The organism is Nocardia sp. NPDC006982, assembly GCF_042869435.1.
GTDB lineage: Bacteria > Actinomycetota > Actinomycetes > Mycobacteriales > Mycobacteriaceae > Nocardia.
This window is the reverse complement of the sequence record NZ_JBIAFV010000049.1, coordinates 1-14,841: the sequence shown is the minus strand read 5'-3', so window position 1 is coordinate 14,841 and position 14,841 is coordinate 1. Positions and strand designations below refer to the sequence as shown.

The 14,841-nt window shown below is 63.8% G+C and carries 13 protein-coding genes and 4 pseudogenes; 12 read left to right on the top strand and 5 right to left on the bottom strand.

Annotated elements, in window-relative coordinates:
• From ACFYOW_RS48735 to ACFYOW_RS48725, 3 genes and pseudogenes are all read left to right on the top strand, one after another.
• A pseudogene (locus tag ACFYOW_RS48735) lies at nucleotides 1-1,824 on the top strand (Tn3 family transposase); the annotation flags it as partial.
• A 296-nt stretch (nucleotides 1,825-2,120) separates the two neighbouring features.
• Nucleotides 2,121-3,365 carry an IS110 family transposase gene (locus tag ACFYOW_RS48730; RefSeq protein ID WP_387298889.1) on the top strand — a complete coding sequence of 415 codons (1,245 nt, stop codon included), beginning with the start codon at nucleotides 2,121-2,123 and terminating at the stop codon, nucleotides 3,363-3,365.
• Between the two features lie 81 nt (nucleotides 3,366-3,446).
• Nucleotides 3,447-4,216, top strand: a pseudogene (locus tag ACFYOW_RS48725) (Tn3 family transposase); the annotation flags it as partial.
• Nucleotides 4,217-4,361: 145 nt separating this feature from the next.
• Here ACFYOW_RS48725 and ACFYOW_RS48720 read toward each other — a convergent pair.
• Nucleotides 4,362-4,946, bottom strand: a complete 585-nt coding sequence (locus ACFYOW_RS48720) for a hypothetical protein (protein WP_387298887.1) — start codon at nucleotides 4,944-4,946, stop codon at nucleotides 4,362-4,364.
• 41 nt (nucleotides 4,947-4,987) lie between these two features.
• A complete protein-coding gene (locus ACFYOW_RS48715) occupies nucleotides 4,988-5,446 on the bottom strand; it encodes a hypothetical protein (RefSeq protein ID WP_387298885.1) in 459 nt (152 codons plus the stop codon).
• A 549-nt stretch (nucleotides 5,447-5,995) separates the two neighbouring features.
• Here ACFYOW_RS48715 and ACFYOW_RS48710 point away from each other — a divergent pair.
• The 4 genes from ACFYOW_RS48710 (at nucleotide 5,996) to ACFYOW_RS48695 (ending at nucleotide 10,834) form a co-directional block, all read left to right on the top strand.
• The gene (locus tag ACFYOW_RS48710) at nucleotides 5,996-6,277 is read left to right on the top strand and encodes a transposase domain-containing protein (protein ID WP_387298883.1); all 282 of its coding nucleotides are present in this window, start codon (nucleotides 5,996-5,998) and stop codon (nucleotides 6,275-6,277) included.
• Between the two features lie 316 nt (nucleotides 6,278-6,593).
• Nucleotides 6,594-7,187, top strand: coding sequence for a transposase (locus tag ACFYOW_RS48705; RefSeq protein WP_387298881.1), 594 nt, complete (start codon nucleotides 6,594-6,596; stop codon nucleotides 7,185-7,187).
• An 881-nt stretch (nucleotides 7,188-8,068) separates the two neighbouring features.
• On the top strand, nucleotides 8,069-10,369 hold the full coding sequence (locus ACFYOW_RS48700) for a LuxR C-terminal-related transcriptional regulator (RefSeq protein WP_387298879.1): 2,301 nt from the start codon (nucleotides 8,069-8,071) through the stop codon (nucleotides 10,367-10,369).
• A 102-nt stretch (nucleotides 10,370-10,471) separates the two neighbouring features.
• A complete protein-coding gene (locus ACFYOW_RS48695) occupies nucleotides 10,472-10,834 on the top strand; it encodes a hypothetical protein (protein WP_387298877.1) in 363 nt (120 codons plus the stop codon).
• 25 nt (nucleotides 10,835-10,859) lie between these two features.
• On the opposite strand, the gene ACFYOW_RS48690 is transcribed toward ACFYOW_RS48695, so the two are convergent.
• A complete protein-coding gene (locus ACFYOW_RS48690; protein ID WP_387298875.1) occupies nucleotides 10,860-11,069 on the bottom strand; it encodes a hypothetical protein in 210 nt (69 codons plus the stop codon).
• A gap of 515 nt (nucleotides 11,070-11,584) precedes the next feature.
• The gene (locus ACFYOW_RS48685) at nucleotides 11,585-11,842 is read right to left on the bottom strand and encodes an integrase core domain-containing protein (protein WP_387298873.1); all 258 of its coding nucleotides are present in this window, start codon (nucleotides 11,840-11,842) and stop codon (nucleotides 11,585-11,587) included.
• Here ACFYOW_RS48685 and ACFYOW_RS48680 point away from each other — a divergent pair.
• The 3 genes and pseudogenes from ACFYOW_RS48680 to ACFYOW_RS48670 all read left to right on the top strand — a co-directional run.
• Nucleotides 11,815-12,099 (top strand): annotated as a pseudogene (locus ACFYOW_RS48680) (hypothetical protein); the annotation flags it as partial. The gene ACFYOW_RS48685 and the pseudogene ACFYOW_RS48680 sit on opposite strands and share 28 nt — an antisense overlap.
• Before the next feature lie 179 nt (nucleotides 12,100-12,278).
• On the top strand, nucleotides 12,279-12,641 hold the full coding sequence (locus ACFYOW_RS48675) for a transposase (RefSeq protein WP_387298871.1): 363 nt from the start codon (nucleotides 12,279-12,281) through the stop codon (nucleotides 12,639-12,641).
• Nucleotides 12,544-13,137: pseudogene (locus ACFYOW_RS48670) on the top strand (flavodoxin family protein); the annotation flags it as partial. The gene ACFYOW_RS48675 and the pseudogene ACFYOW_RS48670, both read left to right, overlap by 98 nt.
• Here ACFYOW_RS48670 and ACFYOW_RS48665 read toward each other — a convergent pair.
• Nucleotides 13,134-14,195 carry a sigma-70 family RNA polymerase sigma factor gene (locus tag ACFYOW_RS48665; protein WP_387298869.1) on the bottom strand — a complete coding sequence of 354 codons (1,062 nt, stop codon included), beginning with the start codon at nucleotides 14,193-14,195 and terminating at the stop codon, nucleotides 13,134-13,136. The pseudogene ACFYOW_RS48670 and the gene ACFYOW_RS48665 overlap by 4 nt on opposite strands.
• Nucleotides 14,196-14,257: 62 nt before the next feature.
• On the opposite strand from ACFYOW_RS48665, the gene ACFYOW_RS48660 reads away from it, so the two are divergent.
• Nucleotides 14,258-14,647 carry a PPOX class F420-dependent oxidoreductase gene (locus ACFYOW_RS48660; RefSeq protein ID WP_387298867.1) on the top strand — a complete coding sequence of 130 codons (390 nt, stop codon included), beginning with the start codon at nucleotides 14,258-14,260 and terminating at the stop codon, nucleotides 14,645-14,647.
• A 48-nt stretch (nucleotides 14,648-14,695) separates the two neighbouring features.
• Nucleotides 14,696-14,812 (top strand): GMC oxidoreductase, encoded by a 117-nt coding sequence (locus tag ACFYOW_RS48655; protein WP_387298865.1) that lies wholly within the window; start codon nucleotides 14,696-14,698, stop codon nucleotides 14,810-14,812.
• Nucleotides 14,813-14,841: the final 29 nt, after the last annotated feature.

The following is a 14,841-nucleotide window of genomic DNA, read 5'->3' as shown; positions in this document are numbered from 1 at the left end:
ACGCTGTTGTTCCGACTGGGATGTGAGTACCTGCTCTCGGCGCGTGTGATCTGGCCCAGCCCCGACACGGTCGTTCGTCGCGTCGTGCACGCCCGTGAGCAGGCACAACGCGAGACCTACGACCGGCTCACCCACGAGCTGACTCCCGCGCGGTGCGCGGAGTTGGACGGGCTGCTGGTCACCGATGCGTCGATCCGGATGTCGAGGTTGCGGTGGTTGTCGACCGGCCCGGTGGAGGCGTCGGCGGCCGCGGTGCGCAACGAGGTCGAGAAGCTGGGGTTTGTGCGTGGCCTGGGGGCGGACACTCTGGATCTATCGGTACTTCCCGCGGAGCGCCGCCGATTTCTGGCGACGCTGGGCCGCCGTCTGACTGGTCAGGCGCTGGAGCGGCGTGATCCGGAGCGCTGATATCCGATCTTGTTGACGGTGCTGGCGCAATCGGCCACCGATGTGCTCGACGAGGTAGTGGCGTTGTTCGACCAGTCGCTGTCGGCGAAGTTCAGTGCCGCGGAGAACCGGATGCTCGCCGAGCTGGCCGAGCGCGGCAAGACTGGAGAAGACCGCCAAGCGCTGCTGGATGAGCTGCTGGCGATCCTCGTCGATCCGCAGGTCTCTGACGAGGATGTCGGCGGATTGATTCGTGGCGAAGGCATCGGGTGGGATCGGTTGCGGGCGGCGAAAGCCCAAGCCAAACCTCGGCTTCCGCGCGATCACGGGCATCTGGCCGCTCTGGATACGTCGTATTCGTATCTGCGGAAGTTCACTCCGGCGGTGTTGTCGGCGGTGCGGTTCGCCGGCGGCACGTCGGCGACGGAGTTGCTGATCGCGGTGAATATGCTGCGCGAGCTGAACGCGACGGGGCGTCGGAAGGTATTCGACGACGCACCGACGGGGTTCGTGCCGACCAAGTGGCGCGGCTATCTCGACCAGGCCCGAAAGACAGGCAATGCCGTTGCCTACCGGCACTATTGGGAGCTGTGTGTGCTGCTCGGCTTGTGGGACGGGCTACGCACTGGGGACGTGTTCGTACCAGGATCGCGACGCTACGCCGATCCGTCCGCCTATCTGCTGACCCCACAGCAGTGGGAATCTCAGCGCGCCGAATTCTGCCGTCTGGTCGGCAAACCGGCCGATCCGGCTCGCGCGCTGGCCGCGCTCAGCGACGAGTGGGGTGAGGCGCTCGGCGCGCTGGAGCAGACGCTGGCCGCCGGGGACGGACCGGTACGCCTTGATGAAACCGGTGATCTGGTGATCTCCCCGCTAACCGCCGAGGACATCCCGACCGAGGCGATCGCGTTGAAGGCCGAGCTGACGGAAATGCTGCCGTTCGCGCCGATCGTGTCGCTGCTGATCGAGCTGGACAAGCGCACCGGCTACCTAGACTGCTTCACCCACGCGCGCTGAAAACAAACCCGCACACCAGAACTCAAACGCAACCTCATCGCAGTACTGCTGGCCGGAGCCACCAATCTCGGCCTGACTCGGATGGCCGACGCGACCGGTATCTCCTACGACATCCTGTCCTGGACACAGGAGTGGTACGTGCGAGAGGACACGCTGCGGGCCGCGAACCTCGCAATCATCGGGTACCACCATCGTCTGCCGTTGACCAGTATTTTCGGCGCCGGAACCCTGTCGTCTTCGGACGGGCAGCGGTTCCCGACGCGCGGAAAATCCACCACCGCCCGCACCATGCCACAATTCTTCGCTGACCAGGGATTATCAACATATACCCACATCACCGATCAGCACACCACCTACGGAACCAAGGTGATCGTCACGACCCGCCGAGAAGCTCACTACGTGCTGGATGAAATCCTGGGCAAGGACTCAGGACGGCTTCGCGGCCCTGCGTGGAGGGTGAAATCGTGTGCGGTTCTTGCGTTCCGGCGTGGCTGCGGAGCGGATGCTGTAGGGGTGCGTGTCACGGCTGACCCCGAACGCTTTGCGGTGCTGTGAGCCCGTTGGGAAAGGTGGTGGTGGAGGCAGGGCGGTTCTCGCCCTTCGCGGGATCCGTGGATTGTTGCCCCGAGCACGTGTAGGAAATTCCTGTATTTTTCCGTCTCCCCGTGATGCGCACGCCGACAACGGTTTTCACTTGAGCGGGAGAGGTGGTCGCGGTGGAAGTGGTGCATGCGCGGTGCGCGGGTATCGATATCTCGAAGAAGGATGCGAAGGTGTGCGTCCGGGTGCAGGGCGCGGGTCGGCGGGCAACGAAGACGACGGTGAGGACCTGGGGCTCGATGAGCAGCCAGATCCTCGCGCTGCGAGAGCATTTGATCGCCGAGCAGGTCACCTGCGTGGTGATGGAGTCGACGGGCGATTACTGGAAGCCGTTCTACTATCTGCTCGAAGACGGCTTGGACGTGATGTTGGTCAACCCGGGCGAGGCCCGTAACCGGCCGGGCCGCAAGACCGACGTCAGCGATGCGGCGTGGTTGGCTGATCTCGGTGCCCACGGGTTGCTGCGGGCGTCGCTGGTGCCGCCGCCCCCGATCCGGCGGTTGCGTGATCTGACTCGTGCTCGCACCAGTCTCCTACGGGATCGCGCGCGGCAGGTGCAACGGATCGAGAAGATCCTCGAGGACGCCGGGATCAAACTGTCGGCGGTTGTCTCCGACATCATGGGTGTGTCGGGTCGGACGATGCTGGATGCCCTGATCGCCGGAGGCAACGATCCCTCTACGATCGCCGATCTCGGGGTGGGCCGGATGCGGTCGAAGGTGCCCGTCCTGACCGAAGCCCTCACCGGGCGTTTCACTGCCCAGCACGGATATTTGATCCGGATGTATCTCGACCTCGTCGATGCCTGCACGGCAGCGATCGCAGACCTCGATGCGAAGATCACCGCAGCGTTGGGGCCGATGTTGGCCCGCGCCCGGGACTTGCTGGTCAGCATCCCCGGGTTCTCGACCACGGTGGCCGAAGTGTTTCTGGCCGAGACCGGCGGCGACATGAGCGTGTTCCCGACGGGCGGGCATCTAGCGTCGTGGACCGGGGTGTGTACCGGCGCCAACGAGTCCGCCGGCCGGATCCGCTCCACCAAGACCCGCCCCGGCAACCGGTACCTCAAAGCCGCCCTCGGCATCGCCGCGATCTCGGTATCACGTTCCAAGAAAACGTATTTCGCGGCCAAATACCGGCGCATCAGCACGCGGCGAGGTCCGATGAAGGCCATCGTCGCCATCGAACACGCCATGGTCGTGGCCGCACACAGCATGCTCACCCACGGCGACTTCTACCGCGATCCCGGCCCGGATTACTTCACCGTCCGCAAGCCCGGTCCGGCGAAGACTCGCGCGGTCCACCAGCTCGAAGCCCTCGGATACACGGTGTCACTGGAACCACGCGCCAGCAGCGCATGAATCGCTCGCGCCCTCGCCACCGCACCCGAGCCTCACCTCGACCGGTGGTCACCAGCTCGTGGTTACATTCGATTTCGCAGGAACGCAACGGATCTGCCGATCACCGAACATGCGACAGATACCCACGGGGTCACCCTGGTGAACTTCGCCCTTTTCGACCTCCTCAGGATGCAGCTGTCCCCACGCATCCGGGACCTGGGGAAGATCACTCTCTACCGGCCAGGGCCACGCGCCGACGCCGAGTCACGGTTCCCACACGCGGGACCACTGCTGACACGCAAGTCGAATCTGAATCTGATCGCCGAGCACTACGACGACCTGCTGCGCCTGGCCGGGTCGTTGAAGTTCGGGCACGCCACCGCGTCTCTCCTGGTGGGCAAGCTGTCGGCGTCGGGGCGACAGAACGCCCTGGCCGCGGCGCTGAAGGAATACGGCGCCATGCGCCGTACGGTCTACGCAGCCCGTTATCTGTCGGATCCGGACTATCGGCGCAAGATCTCGCGCCAGCTCAACAAGGGCGAGTCCATCCACGGCTCAAACGCGGTCTCATCTACGCCCACGAGGGTGCCTTCCGGGCGCGGCATCTGGAAGCCCAGACCGAACAGGCATGGTGCCTCACTCTCGCCACGAACGCGGTGATCTCCTGGACGACAGAGTATTTCGGGCTCGCAGTCGAGCAGATGCGCCGTTCCGGTCGCCGCATCGACGATGATGTACTGGCCCACATCTCGCCCGCGCACAGCGAGAACATCAACTTCTTCGGAGCCATCGAGGTCGACATCGACGCCGAACTTGCCCAGCTCGGGCCGACCGGCTACCGGCCGCTGAGGGTCCGCGACACGCTCTTTTGACAAGGGGCCATCGCCGATACCGAACCCGATGGCGCTCGGCCCAAGCAGCTCGGAGGTGGAAGGTGCGCCGGGTCGCCCTCGCCGCTCTGCGCTTTTACAGTAGCTGGCACACTTCACGAATTGGGGGAGATATACCCGCAGATCTCTAGCATATACGCGGGAGGTCTGGGGACCCTGATGCGAACTTGAATGTGATACCGAAGCGGCCTCCGACGGCGCGCAGCACGGCGGGGTCGCCGAACACATAGGCGATGCTGTTGTCGGGAGTTGGCTCGACTGAGCACCACCTCTCCGAGGAGCCGACTGGCACGAGTTCCCCGATCCGGTCCAAGAAGACATCAAGAGCGGCGTAGTTATCGCGCCCGCCGCGTGGAAGCGCCCACTGTTGAAGCTCGCGGTTGCAGTGGAATCGAAGTAGATAGTCGCCTTTACTATCGATCAATTCGACATCGGTTATGGCGAGCTTGCCACGACTGGCGCTAGCTATAGCTTGTAGTTCTTCGCGACACAGCGATTCGATCCAATGCGGCGGACCACCGAACTCGCCGTTAGCGTCAGGGCCGTAGAGAATGCCAAATTCGATCAAAACTGTGTGTATGTCACCGGAGTCTACGCAGGGATACTCGAGATACGGTACAGATTTCAGGAAATGTTGCAGTTCCCCTGTGTCAGCGAGACCGAGTTCGACTACCCATTCCGCTGCCTGACGAATCGTCCACAACGATTTCATCTGAAATCACCCCCAGGAAGCCCGGTTTTGTCGTCCGCCGTCTATCCGCAGTGGCTCGACCCGGACTGCCAGCAGTTGTCTATGGTGGCAATATTTCCAGGCTTTTGAGCTTCACCCTCCCACTGAATGCATTTCCCTCTCGCTGAAATCTTGACGGGACCTGCGTAATACTTGTAGTGGTTTCGACCATCGACGACCTTTGTAGAAGGTTGACCAGCGAGCTCTATTGAAGTGTTTACCTCAGCTGGAGTTCCGATATAGGCGGTTTTCCAAGTCACCATACAGTTCTCGGATCCGTTGTAGAAAAGATGTATCGTGGCAAGCGGCAAATCATGGTGGTCGATCTCATAGAAGCCTGGTCCGCATGTCGCTGCCGGTGTCGATGCGGCATCAGCAGCGACAGGCATTGTAATGAGCGGTGCCACCGCGCTGGCAAAGACGATCGTCGCAGCTTTGACGAAGAACGTCGAGGAAATCGTGCGATAGTTCCCGAAGTACATTGCCACAGGATGTCATGTAGGCCCTGATTTCCCACAGCGGAGAACACTTCCTTTCCTTCTGTACCGATAGCAGCGACTTTGAAGATGGCCCGAAGCCGTAAGTTCTCCAATGGGGCCCTACGATCAAGGGGTAGCCGCCTGCACGCCGTTCGACGTTTCCCACAAGCTCCGCGAAGAGCCCCGAATGGCCTATGGGAAGGCCACCGGACTGGTCCGTTGTGACCACGTGAGACCAGCCTCGGCTGCCGATCGCCACTGGCCAACCGTGTTCCGTTAGCCGATCGGCCAACGGAACAGTCCAACCTGCACGCATCAGACCAGCTCGGCGGTGTTCCGTAGAGGTGTTCCGCGAACCATCCCGGTCAACCCCGCTATTCGGAACAATCCGGGTATGGGTGAGCAGTTCCGGGTTGGGTACCAATGCCATTAACTTATGGCGTTTGCGCAGGTCGGCGGTCGTGAAGGCGGGCCGACGGGCTGTGGCGTGAGAGTTGCTGTGTAGCGAATGGTTTCGGGGTACGGTGCTGGTTCGTGGTGGAGGCGGGCCGGTTGACTGACCGGATCGGGTTGGGTGTGCTGACTCGGGTGGTGCGTCCGGATCTGGTCGACGAGGTGTTGGTGCAGACCGGTCGGTGTGAGAAGCGGCGACGGCTGTTGCCGGCGCGTGTGGTGGTGTATTTCGTGTTGGCGATGACGTTGTTCTTCGACCACGCCTACGAGAAAGTGATGCGCAAGCTCGTCGACGGGCTGGGAGTTTCTGCGGTCGTGGAGCGAGGACTGGCAGGTGCCGACCTCCCCGGCGTTGCGCAAGGCCCGGGCCCGCCTCGGTGAGGAACCGGTACGAGGGTTGTATCGGGCGGGTTGCGGTCCCGCTGGCAGGGGCGGGAATCCCGGGCGGCTGGCTTGCCGGGCGGCGGGTGATGGCTGTGGACGGCGTCCAGATGGATATCCCCGACACCCCCGGCAACGAGGGAGGTGTTCGGACGTGGGAAGACCCATCAGAGCCTGGAGGACCCGTATCCGAAGGTGAAGGTCGTCGGGCTGGCCGAATGCGCCACCCACGCGATCATCGACGCCGAGATCGGCGCGGTCACCACCGACGAACGGGAGATCACACGCCCGCTGCTGGCCGTAGACGACCCCGGGAATGCTGGTTATCGCCGATCGCGAGTTCTACAGCCACGAGTTCTGGCGCGAGGCCGCAGCCACCGGTGCAGATCTATTGTGGCGGGTGCAGTCCGGACTGAAATTGCATGTCGTACAGGAACTTCCGGATGGATCGTATCTGTCGAAGTTGATGACCGATGTCGAACGCCAGCGCATCCGCCGCCACCGAGCCCGCGGCTTGGATACCGTCCCCGAGGGCGTCACCGTCCGGGTGGTCGAATACGAGGTCGCCAACCGCGACAGCGACACCCCCGGTCCGATCCGGCTGATCACCACTCTGCTCGACCCAGCGGAGGTGACCGCGGCCGAGCTGGCCGCTGCCTACCACTGCCGGTGGGAGTTCGAGACCAGCCTCGCCGAGATCGAAACCCGCCAGCGCGGCAGCTACCGGCTGCTGCGCTCACAGAGCCCCGCCATGGTGCGCCAGGAGATCTGGGGGCTTCTGACCACCCACTATGCCGCTATCCCCGGGTCCTCAAACGCGCCGGGCGCCACAAGTTCAAACGAAAAACGCTGGCGCACAAGAACATCAACCACAACCAGCCGCCGGAGATCCGGCTACACCAGCGCGTAAGTTAACGGCATTGGCACCAAACCCGGCGGGATTCAGTCGTGAAGGACGACATTCATTTGAGAAGAACCCCAGCACCGCACTCGCGACTGGGGCGAAGACTATTGGAATTCCAGACAAATAATGAGCAAAAAGCCGAGCATCGATAGTTCATGGACCAGTTATTGACGAAATTCGTGAGATCAACGCCGATCCTGCCCTGCTCGAGCACATGAGCGAGCGCATGAAAGCGGCGGATCGTGCACCGCGGCCTGGATGGGAGTCCAACGCTCGGGCCCGTGGGTCCGGCTGAAGAGTCTCGGTAAGCGCTGTTCCGGAGTGTGCTTGGCTGAAAAGATCGCGTCAGGTGCAGGATTCCTTCATCAGATGACCGCGGCTGCTGGACTACCGCAGATATATCGCGGTGTCAGAGGCCGGGAGCTGCCACATCGGCCCAGTTCACACAGACAGTTAGCGCAAATAGTGCGCCACTAGCTGCGGTAACTCGCTAGCGCAGGATTTTCTCAAACAGGTTCCTCGACCGCCTCGATCGTGGCTTGGAGAGTGGGCACCTCATCGGTCTGTCGACGTACCAGCACTTGGTGCGGCTCAACTGGAGCGGGTCGCCGTGCGCGCCCCTCCCGAGCTGCACGCCATCGGGGTGATCGTGATCTGGCCACTGGCGGCGGTCGTGGCGTTTCGGGTTGTTTGAAGCGCTGGACGTGGCCGAGCGGGACGAATAGACGGCACTTTGGAGATTTCAGCGGCTCTTTGGGGAGTTCGCGGCCGGACATGACTATAGACACTTTAGTAGATATATTTGTGGTTGAGTACGCGCTGCGCGCTGCGATTCAGAGTGGCGCGGGGTGAGCGTGAACGCGTAGGCAAGGATCTGGCGCGGCAGAATGAGTCTTCCATCTGAAACAACTAGCTTTGTTGGACGTCGCGGCGAGACGGCCAAGCTTCGTGCTGTTCTCGCCGATGCTCGCGTGGTAACCCTGACCGGGCCTGGCGGCGTCGGCAAATCCAGGCTGGCCATTCACGTCGCCCGTGGGCTCGAACGCAAGCGTGTCGGTGGTGCCTGGCTGGTCGAGCTCGCCGAGCTGGAGGACGCCTCCCTTCTCGCGTCCACCGTCGCCGCGTCCGTGCGGATGCCTGACATCTCTACGCGTGACCTCGTCGCGGCACTGGTCGACTACCTGGCGGATCAGCAACTGCTCATCATCATGGACAACTGCGAGCACCTTATCGAGGAGTGCGCGGCGCTGGTGAGCACGCTGATCGAGGCCGCGCCTCGGCTACGGATCCTGGCGACCAGCCGAGAACCGCTCGGTATCACCGCGGAACGGATCTGGCCGGTGCCGCCGCTGTCCACGCCCGGCGAGGAAGACCTGACGAATTGGGCCGGCGGCCAAGAGTATGAGGCCATAGCGCTGTTCCAGGAACGAGCCGAAGCCGCCGGTGTCAGCGTCGGCCGAAGCGAGGCTGTCGGCCGGCTGTGTCAGCGCCTGGACGGACTCCCGCTCGCGATCGAGTTGGCCGTCACATGGCTGCGGACGCTGACCGTCGACGAGCTGGCCGACCGCCTCGACGATCGCTTCGCCCTTTTGGAACAGCGTCACCGCGACAGCGTGCCGCGGCATCGGACGCTGCGCACCGTTGTGGACTGGTCCTATGACCTGTGCACGGAGCAGGAACGCATGTTGTGGGCCCGGCTATCGGTGTTCGTCGGCGGTGTCAGCCTCGATGCTGCCGAGGCGGTGTGCGCCGGCGACGGCCTGACCTTGGACGAGATCCTCCCGGGGCTGGTCGGCCTAGTGGACAAGTCCATCCTCACACGCGAAGAGTCCAACGCCCGCAGCCGCTACACGATGTTGGAGACGATCCGCCAATACGGTCGTGACCGGCTCTCCGACGAGGCGGACGCCGTACGGCGCCGGCACCGCGACTACTACCTGCGGCTGGCCGAAGCTGGTGCACGTGAGTGGTGGGGCCCACACCAACGCGCTCTTTTGGACCAGGTTCGCCCCGAACGCGCCAACATCAGCCTCGCCCTGGAGTACTGCGCAACGCCAAGCCAGGCCCGTACCGGGATGCGGCTGGCCAGCGCGTTGTGGTGGTGGTGGCTCACCCGAGACCTGCGTGAGGGGCGGCGATGGCTCGAGCGACTGCTGAAGCTGGATACCACCCCGAGCCGCGAACGAGCCCACGCGCTGTGGGCCTGCGGGTTGAACACTGCCGACCAGGGCGACACGGTCCAAGCGCTTGCCCCGCTACGTGAGGCCCTCGAGGTGGCCAGGGCTGTCGGTGACGCGAGGGCGGAGGCCTACGCCAGCACGTGGATCGGCCAGGCGCTTTGGATGCAGGGCAGACTTCCCGAGGCAGTCGATGAGTTGGAAACGGCTCTTCGCCACCATCGGGACAGTGGGGAGCAGAGCTCCATTTCCATGATCGTGCCGGCCCAGCTCGGCATGGTCGTGGCCCTGCTTGGCGATCCTGATCGCGGGATCGAGCTCGGCGAACAGTCGGTGGCCGCCTGCGACAAGGTCGGTGAGCACTGGAGCGCCGGCTGGGCGGATTGGGACCTCGCCGTCGCCTGCTGGGCCAATGACAACCGTGCCGCTGCGCGTACTCGCGCGCTGGCGTCCCTCCGGCACAAACGTGACCTCGACGACCAGCTCGGGATCCCGTGCGGCCTCGAACTTGTCGCATGGTGCGCCACTGCGGACGGCGACGCCGAACATGCCGCGACGCTGCTCGGCGCCAGTGACAAGATGTGGGAGCCGGTCGGCGCCCCGCTTTTCTCATGGCGTGCCCTCCGTGACTGGTCGGCCCAGTGCCGTGTCCGTGCGCGCGAGATCATCAGCGACCAAGCGTTCAGGACGGCCTACCGGCGCGGCCAGAAGCTCAGCGTCGCGGACGCCGTCGCCTACGCGCTCGATGAGACGCCAGCAGTCTGCGACGCCGCCAGCACGCGTTCCGCCACCGACACCGCTGCGCCACCGGTGCTGCACCTGCTGTCTCCACGAGAACAACAGGTCGCCCGCCTCGTCGCTGGTGGCCGGACGAACCGGCAGATCGCCGCGGAGCTTGTGATCAGCGAACGCACGGTCGGCGGCCATATTGAGCACATCATGACCAAACTCGACGTCAACTCGCGGACCCAGATCGCTGCTCTGATGCTCGTCGGGCAACAAAGTCACTGATTGGTCTGCGATGAACGAGCCTCGGCTCGCGTCGTGGGGTCGCCTACTACCGTCAGCCCGGCAACGGCGCAACTACGAGGAGGTGGTGGGGTTTGGCGACCCATGCGTGACGCCCTGGACGCAACTGGGAGTGCTGGCGCGGTCCCTGTGGACCAGGGGCTCTACTCCTACGGAGCACGACTGGACAGCCAGCGGATCTACGGTGAAAGCTCCGACCTCATGTCCGCCGATGACGACCTGCATGACGTGGTGTTGCGGGCGTGGGCGGCTCACATCGCGCCCAGGTTGGGGCTGTACGGGGTGGAGTTGGCCGCCGATGCAGTGAGTGCTGCGCAGAAGGGCCGCACCGAGGCTTGTGCACGCGATCCACGCCGCGGGGTGTCCTGGGAGGCGATCGGTAAGGCGACGGGGAATGGCTCGCTAGTCGGCGCACCAGCGGTGGTCCCGATGAGCACCTTTGGTTGATCTATGTTTGAGGTTTCGGCTTTGGTCAGACATTGCTACGGAGTGGGTTCACGTGGTGGGCGGCCTCGCGTAGATTGCCCGCTTGGATCGCTCTTTGTGCCGCGAACGCCCGTCCGGCACCGGCGTCGGCGTGGTCACCGGCCTCGATCGCGGCCGCCTCCATGTCCTCGGCTAGGTTCCACAGGACCAGCCAGCCTTGATGCGGACTGCACCCGGTGTTGACCGCGGGTGACATTGGCGTAGCGGTGTGGGGCCGAAGTGGTCTCGGTCTGGGGATCGGTGACCCGGGATAGGGGTCCGGCGAGCCAAAATGGGGGATGTGCACGGGGAATGGTCCTCGGTGTACGTGGGCTGGAGGGGCGGCGGATCGTTCGAAGTCCAAACCGCCGCGGCATTGCGACCGCTGGTTGGTTCCACGAAGAACATGCAGTAGTCCTGTGATGTCTAGAAAGTGGTAGAGGGGCATCAGAGTCCGTGGGTGCGATGTCCGAGGTAGCCCCCATTCGTGGTTTGCGAGAGTCTTCGTTGCCGACCTACCGACGCCGTTGTCGGAGGCCGGCGGTGTCCGGGTGACACCGTTGTCACCCGACCTGTCTTTCCTGCACGACAACCAGCATCATCGAATGGGTGTTAACCCCGCATCGGTCATACATCCTGTTATCTACCTACTCGAAGACCGCAGTGCCCGAGCCCGTGCCCCTGAACGGCCATGTCAATCCGCTCGAAGTGTGGAGGGTTCCTTTATGCGGCCTAGTCTCGTGACAGGGCTGCCTCGGCCGCCGTACGCACGGCGGCCATATGGGTCTCGTAGTCGATCGGTGATATCCCGCCGGCAAGCGAGTGCCGCCGGGCCGGGTTGTAGAACCCGGTGATCCAGGTGACGATCCGGGCCTCGGCACGGGTGCGGAAGCGGTGGCGGTGCACGAATTCCACCTTCAACGTCGAGTTGAACACCTCGGCGGGCGAGTTGTCCAGGGCCGATCCGACCCGGCCCAACGACTGCACCACTGTGGCGGTCCCTTGGTAGCGCTGCGAGTTTCATCCGGGACCTGTCGCGGTGTCACGAGGAAACTCAGACGGATAACGCGTTCGGCCCTCGGCGCCCGCAGATTCGATTCGGCTGTCCAGCAAGGCTGCGCATAGACGCTGCGGTCGCGCATGCACTCGGGGAGCAGCCCACGACAGCCACATCAGGCCCGGGCGCGGAACTGACCAAACGCGAGCGGCGGGTCCCAGACCTCATCGCCCAAGGTCTCACCAACAACCAGATCGCCTTCAAGCTGGTGATCTCGCCACGTACCGCCCAAAGCCACGCGAGCACATCCTCACCAAACTCGGATTCTGAATCGCCTCCAGGGTTGGTGCTCACCTTGATGTTCCCCGGGTTTTTCGGAGTCGGTTTGGTTGACTTCTTGGTCACGACACCGTCGAAGGAGACTCGTTCGTGCAAAGGCGGTATCCCAAAGAGTTTCGCCATAAGGTCCTGGATCTGGTCGCTGCCGGTCCTCCGGTCGCCCAAGTGGCCGCCGATCTGGGCATCAGCGACCAGACGATCTATGTCTGGCGCAAGCAGGAACTGATCGACACCGGCCCGCTACCCGGCGCAAGTCGCGCCGAGCAGACCGAACTGTCAGCGGCCAGACGGCGGATCCGAGAACTCGAGCAGAAGGTAGCGATCCTGAAACGGGCTCGTGAACTGCTGAAAGGCGAAGAACGGCGTCCAGGTTTCGCATATCCGCGCCGTCGATCACGACATCGCGACCGGCGTCTGGCCGGATATGACCGAGCACGGCTGGGCCACCGATGAATGGCCTGCGCTGCAGCGGCAGGTGATGGACGCCGACATCCTGGTGCTGGCCGGACCGATCTGGCTCGGCGACAACAGTTCGGTCACCAAACGGGTGATCGAGCGACTGTACGGCAATTCGTCGATCCTCAACGAGGGCGGCCAGTACGCCTATTACGGCCGCGTCGGCGGCTGTCTGATCACCGGTAACGAGGACGGCGTCAAACACTGCGCCATGAATATCCTCTACAGCCTCCAGCACCTCGGCTACACGGTTCCGCCGCAGGCCGACGCCGGTTGGATCGGCGAGGCCGGCCCCGGACCGTCGTATCTCGATCCGGGCTCTGGCGGACCGGAAAACGATTTCACCAACCGCAATACGACCTTCATGACGTGGAACCTGTTGCATCTGGCCCGGATGCTGAAGGACAGCAGCGGCATTCCCGCCCACGGCAATCAACGCTCCGAATGGGATGCGGGCTGCCGGTTCGATTTCGAGAACCCCGACTATCGTTAGGGCTCAGCAGGTTCGGGCATGGTCGCCGGAAATCCACATGAGGTGACCAGATTCGCGTCACCGAAGGCGGCGATGCGGGTGATCGCGCCGTCGGTGGTGGTGAGCACCGCGAGTCCGAAAGCTTGGTAGCCGCCGCCTGGTTCGCGGAGGTAGGCGACGGCGGCAGGTTGCCCGTTGGCGATGTTCGCCAGCATGAGCCAGTCGCCCGGCGTCCCGAGTACCTGCGTGGCGAGATACCCGACGCAAGTCCGCTTGCCCGCGAACCATGTGGTAGCGGGCGGCATTTCGAGTACAGCATCGCGATGCAGTAGACGCTCGATGGCGTCGGGGTCCGCGTTCTGGAATGCGGTCATGTACGCGTCGAGGAGTGCGCGCTGCTCGGGTTCGGTCGGGTTACTCGCGTCCGCCGCGACCGCACCGAGTTCGTCGAGCCGGGCCCGGGCGCGCTGTAGCGAACTCTTGACCGCGGCGGTCGTGCTGCCGAGCAACTCGGCCACATCGGCAGCCGGGAAGTCCAGGATGTCGCGCAGCAGCAGAACCGCGCGCTGTTTGGCGGAGAGCTGCTGCAGACAGGCGATCAGCGCGAGCCGCAGGCTGTCGCGGGCGGCGACAACGCTGGCTGGATCCTCGGATTCATCGGTCACGAGTGCATCCGGCATCGGACCGAGCCATCGCACGTCGAAGTCCATGGCCGGAGCAGCGGACGGGTCGGCGGCGGGCGCGCCGAGTCCGGACGGCAGCACGCGGCGGCTGCGATGCCGCAGTGCGGACAGACAGGCATTGGTGGCGATCTGATAAAGCCACGTCCGCACCGACGAGCGGCCCTCGAAGCCGTCGAAGGCCCGCCAGGCGCGCAGATAGGTCTCCTGGACCAGGTCTTCTGCGTCGTCGGGTGAGCCGAGCATCCGGTAGCAGTGCGCGAGCAATTCGCGCCGATACGGCTGGGTGCGGCGATCGAATTCGATATGCGCGGTGCTCGCCTGCGTCATCAACGGATCCTTCCGGTCGGCGGCCTCATAGAGGTAGACCCACCGAACGCCGAAAAAGAATCGCCGCACCCCGATTCCTTCGTGCAATCGCCCGGGTCTACCTATCCGACCACTCGTTAAGGAGACTCGTGATGAAACTCGATGACAATGTCCGCTCGCTGATCGACGAACCGCATGCCGCGATCCTGTCGACTCCGAATGCCGACGGCCGCCCGCAATCCTCGGTGATCTTCGTGAAATACGAGGACGACACGGTGGTGTTCAGCACCATCAAGGGGCGGCTCAAGACCCGCAATATGGTGCGCGATCCGCGGGTCAGCCTGCTCGTATTGAGCCGGACGAACGGTCGCTATGTGGAGATTCGCGGAAGAGTGGATATTACCGAGGATCCCGAGAAGACACTGCTGTACGAGATGTACCGCAGGTACATGAACGGGGCCACCCCACCGCCGGAACCGGAGGCCGAGCGGCTGATCGTGCGGATCACGCCCGAGAAGCTCTACGCTTTCCCGCCGTCCTGATCGCGGTCGTCATGTGCCACACCGAGTTTCGGGTGTCACCGCGCGGAGGTGAATCTGTTCGTCGCGGGCAGCTCGGTCTTCCCGACCACCGGCCAGGCCAATCCGACCCTGACGATCGTTGCGCTGGCGGTTCGGCTAGCTGATACTTTGCGGACTTTCGCATAGTCTGCGGCTTATGGACAAGACGCCCGGTT

Excerpts from the sequence above, each read along its gene's own strand:
- ACFYOW_RS48720 (WP_387298887.1), bottom strand. The coding sequence starts at position 4,946 with ATGAAATCGTTGTGGACGATTCGTCAGGCAGCGGAATGGGTAGTCGAA.
- ACFYOW_RS48715 (WP_387298885.1), bottom strand. The coding sequence starts at position 5,446 with ATGTACTTCGGGAACTATCGCACGATTTCCTCGACGTTCTTCGTCAAA.
- ACFYOW_RS48705 (WP_387298881.1), top strand. The coding sequence starts at position 6,594 with ATGCTGGTTATCGCCGATCGCGAGTTCTACAGCCACGAGTTCTGGCGC.
- ACFYOW_RS48700 (WP_387298879.1), top strand. The coding sequence starts at position 8,069 with ATGAGTCTTCCATCTGAAACAACTAGCTTTGTTGGACGTCGCGGCGAG.
- ACFYOW_RS48695 (WP_387298877.1), top strand. The coding sequence starts at position 10,472 with ATGCGTGACGCCCTGGACGCAACTGGGAGTGCTGGCGCGGTCCCTGTG.
- ACFYOW_RS48690 (WP_387298875.1), bottom strand. The coding sequence starts at position 11,069 with ATGTCACCCGCGGTCAACACCGGGTGCAGTCCGCATCAAGGCTGGCTG.
- ACFYOW_RS48660 (WP_387298867.1), top strand. The coding sequence starts at position 14,258 with ATGAAACTCGATGACAATGTCCGCTCGCTGATCGACGAACCGCATGCC.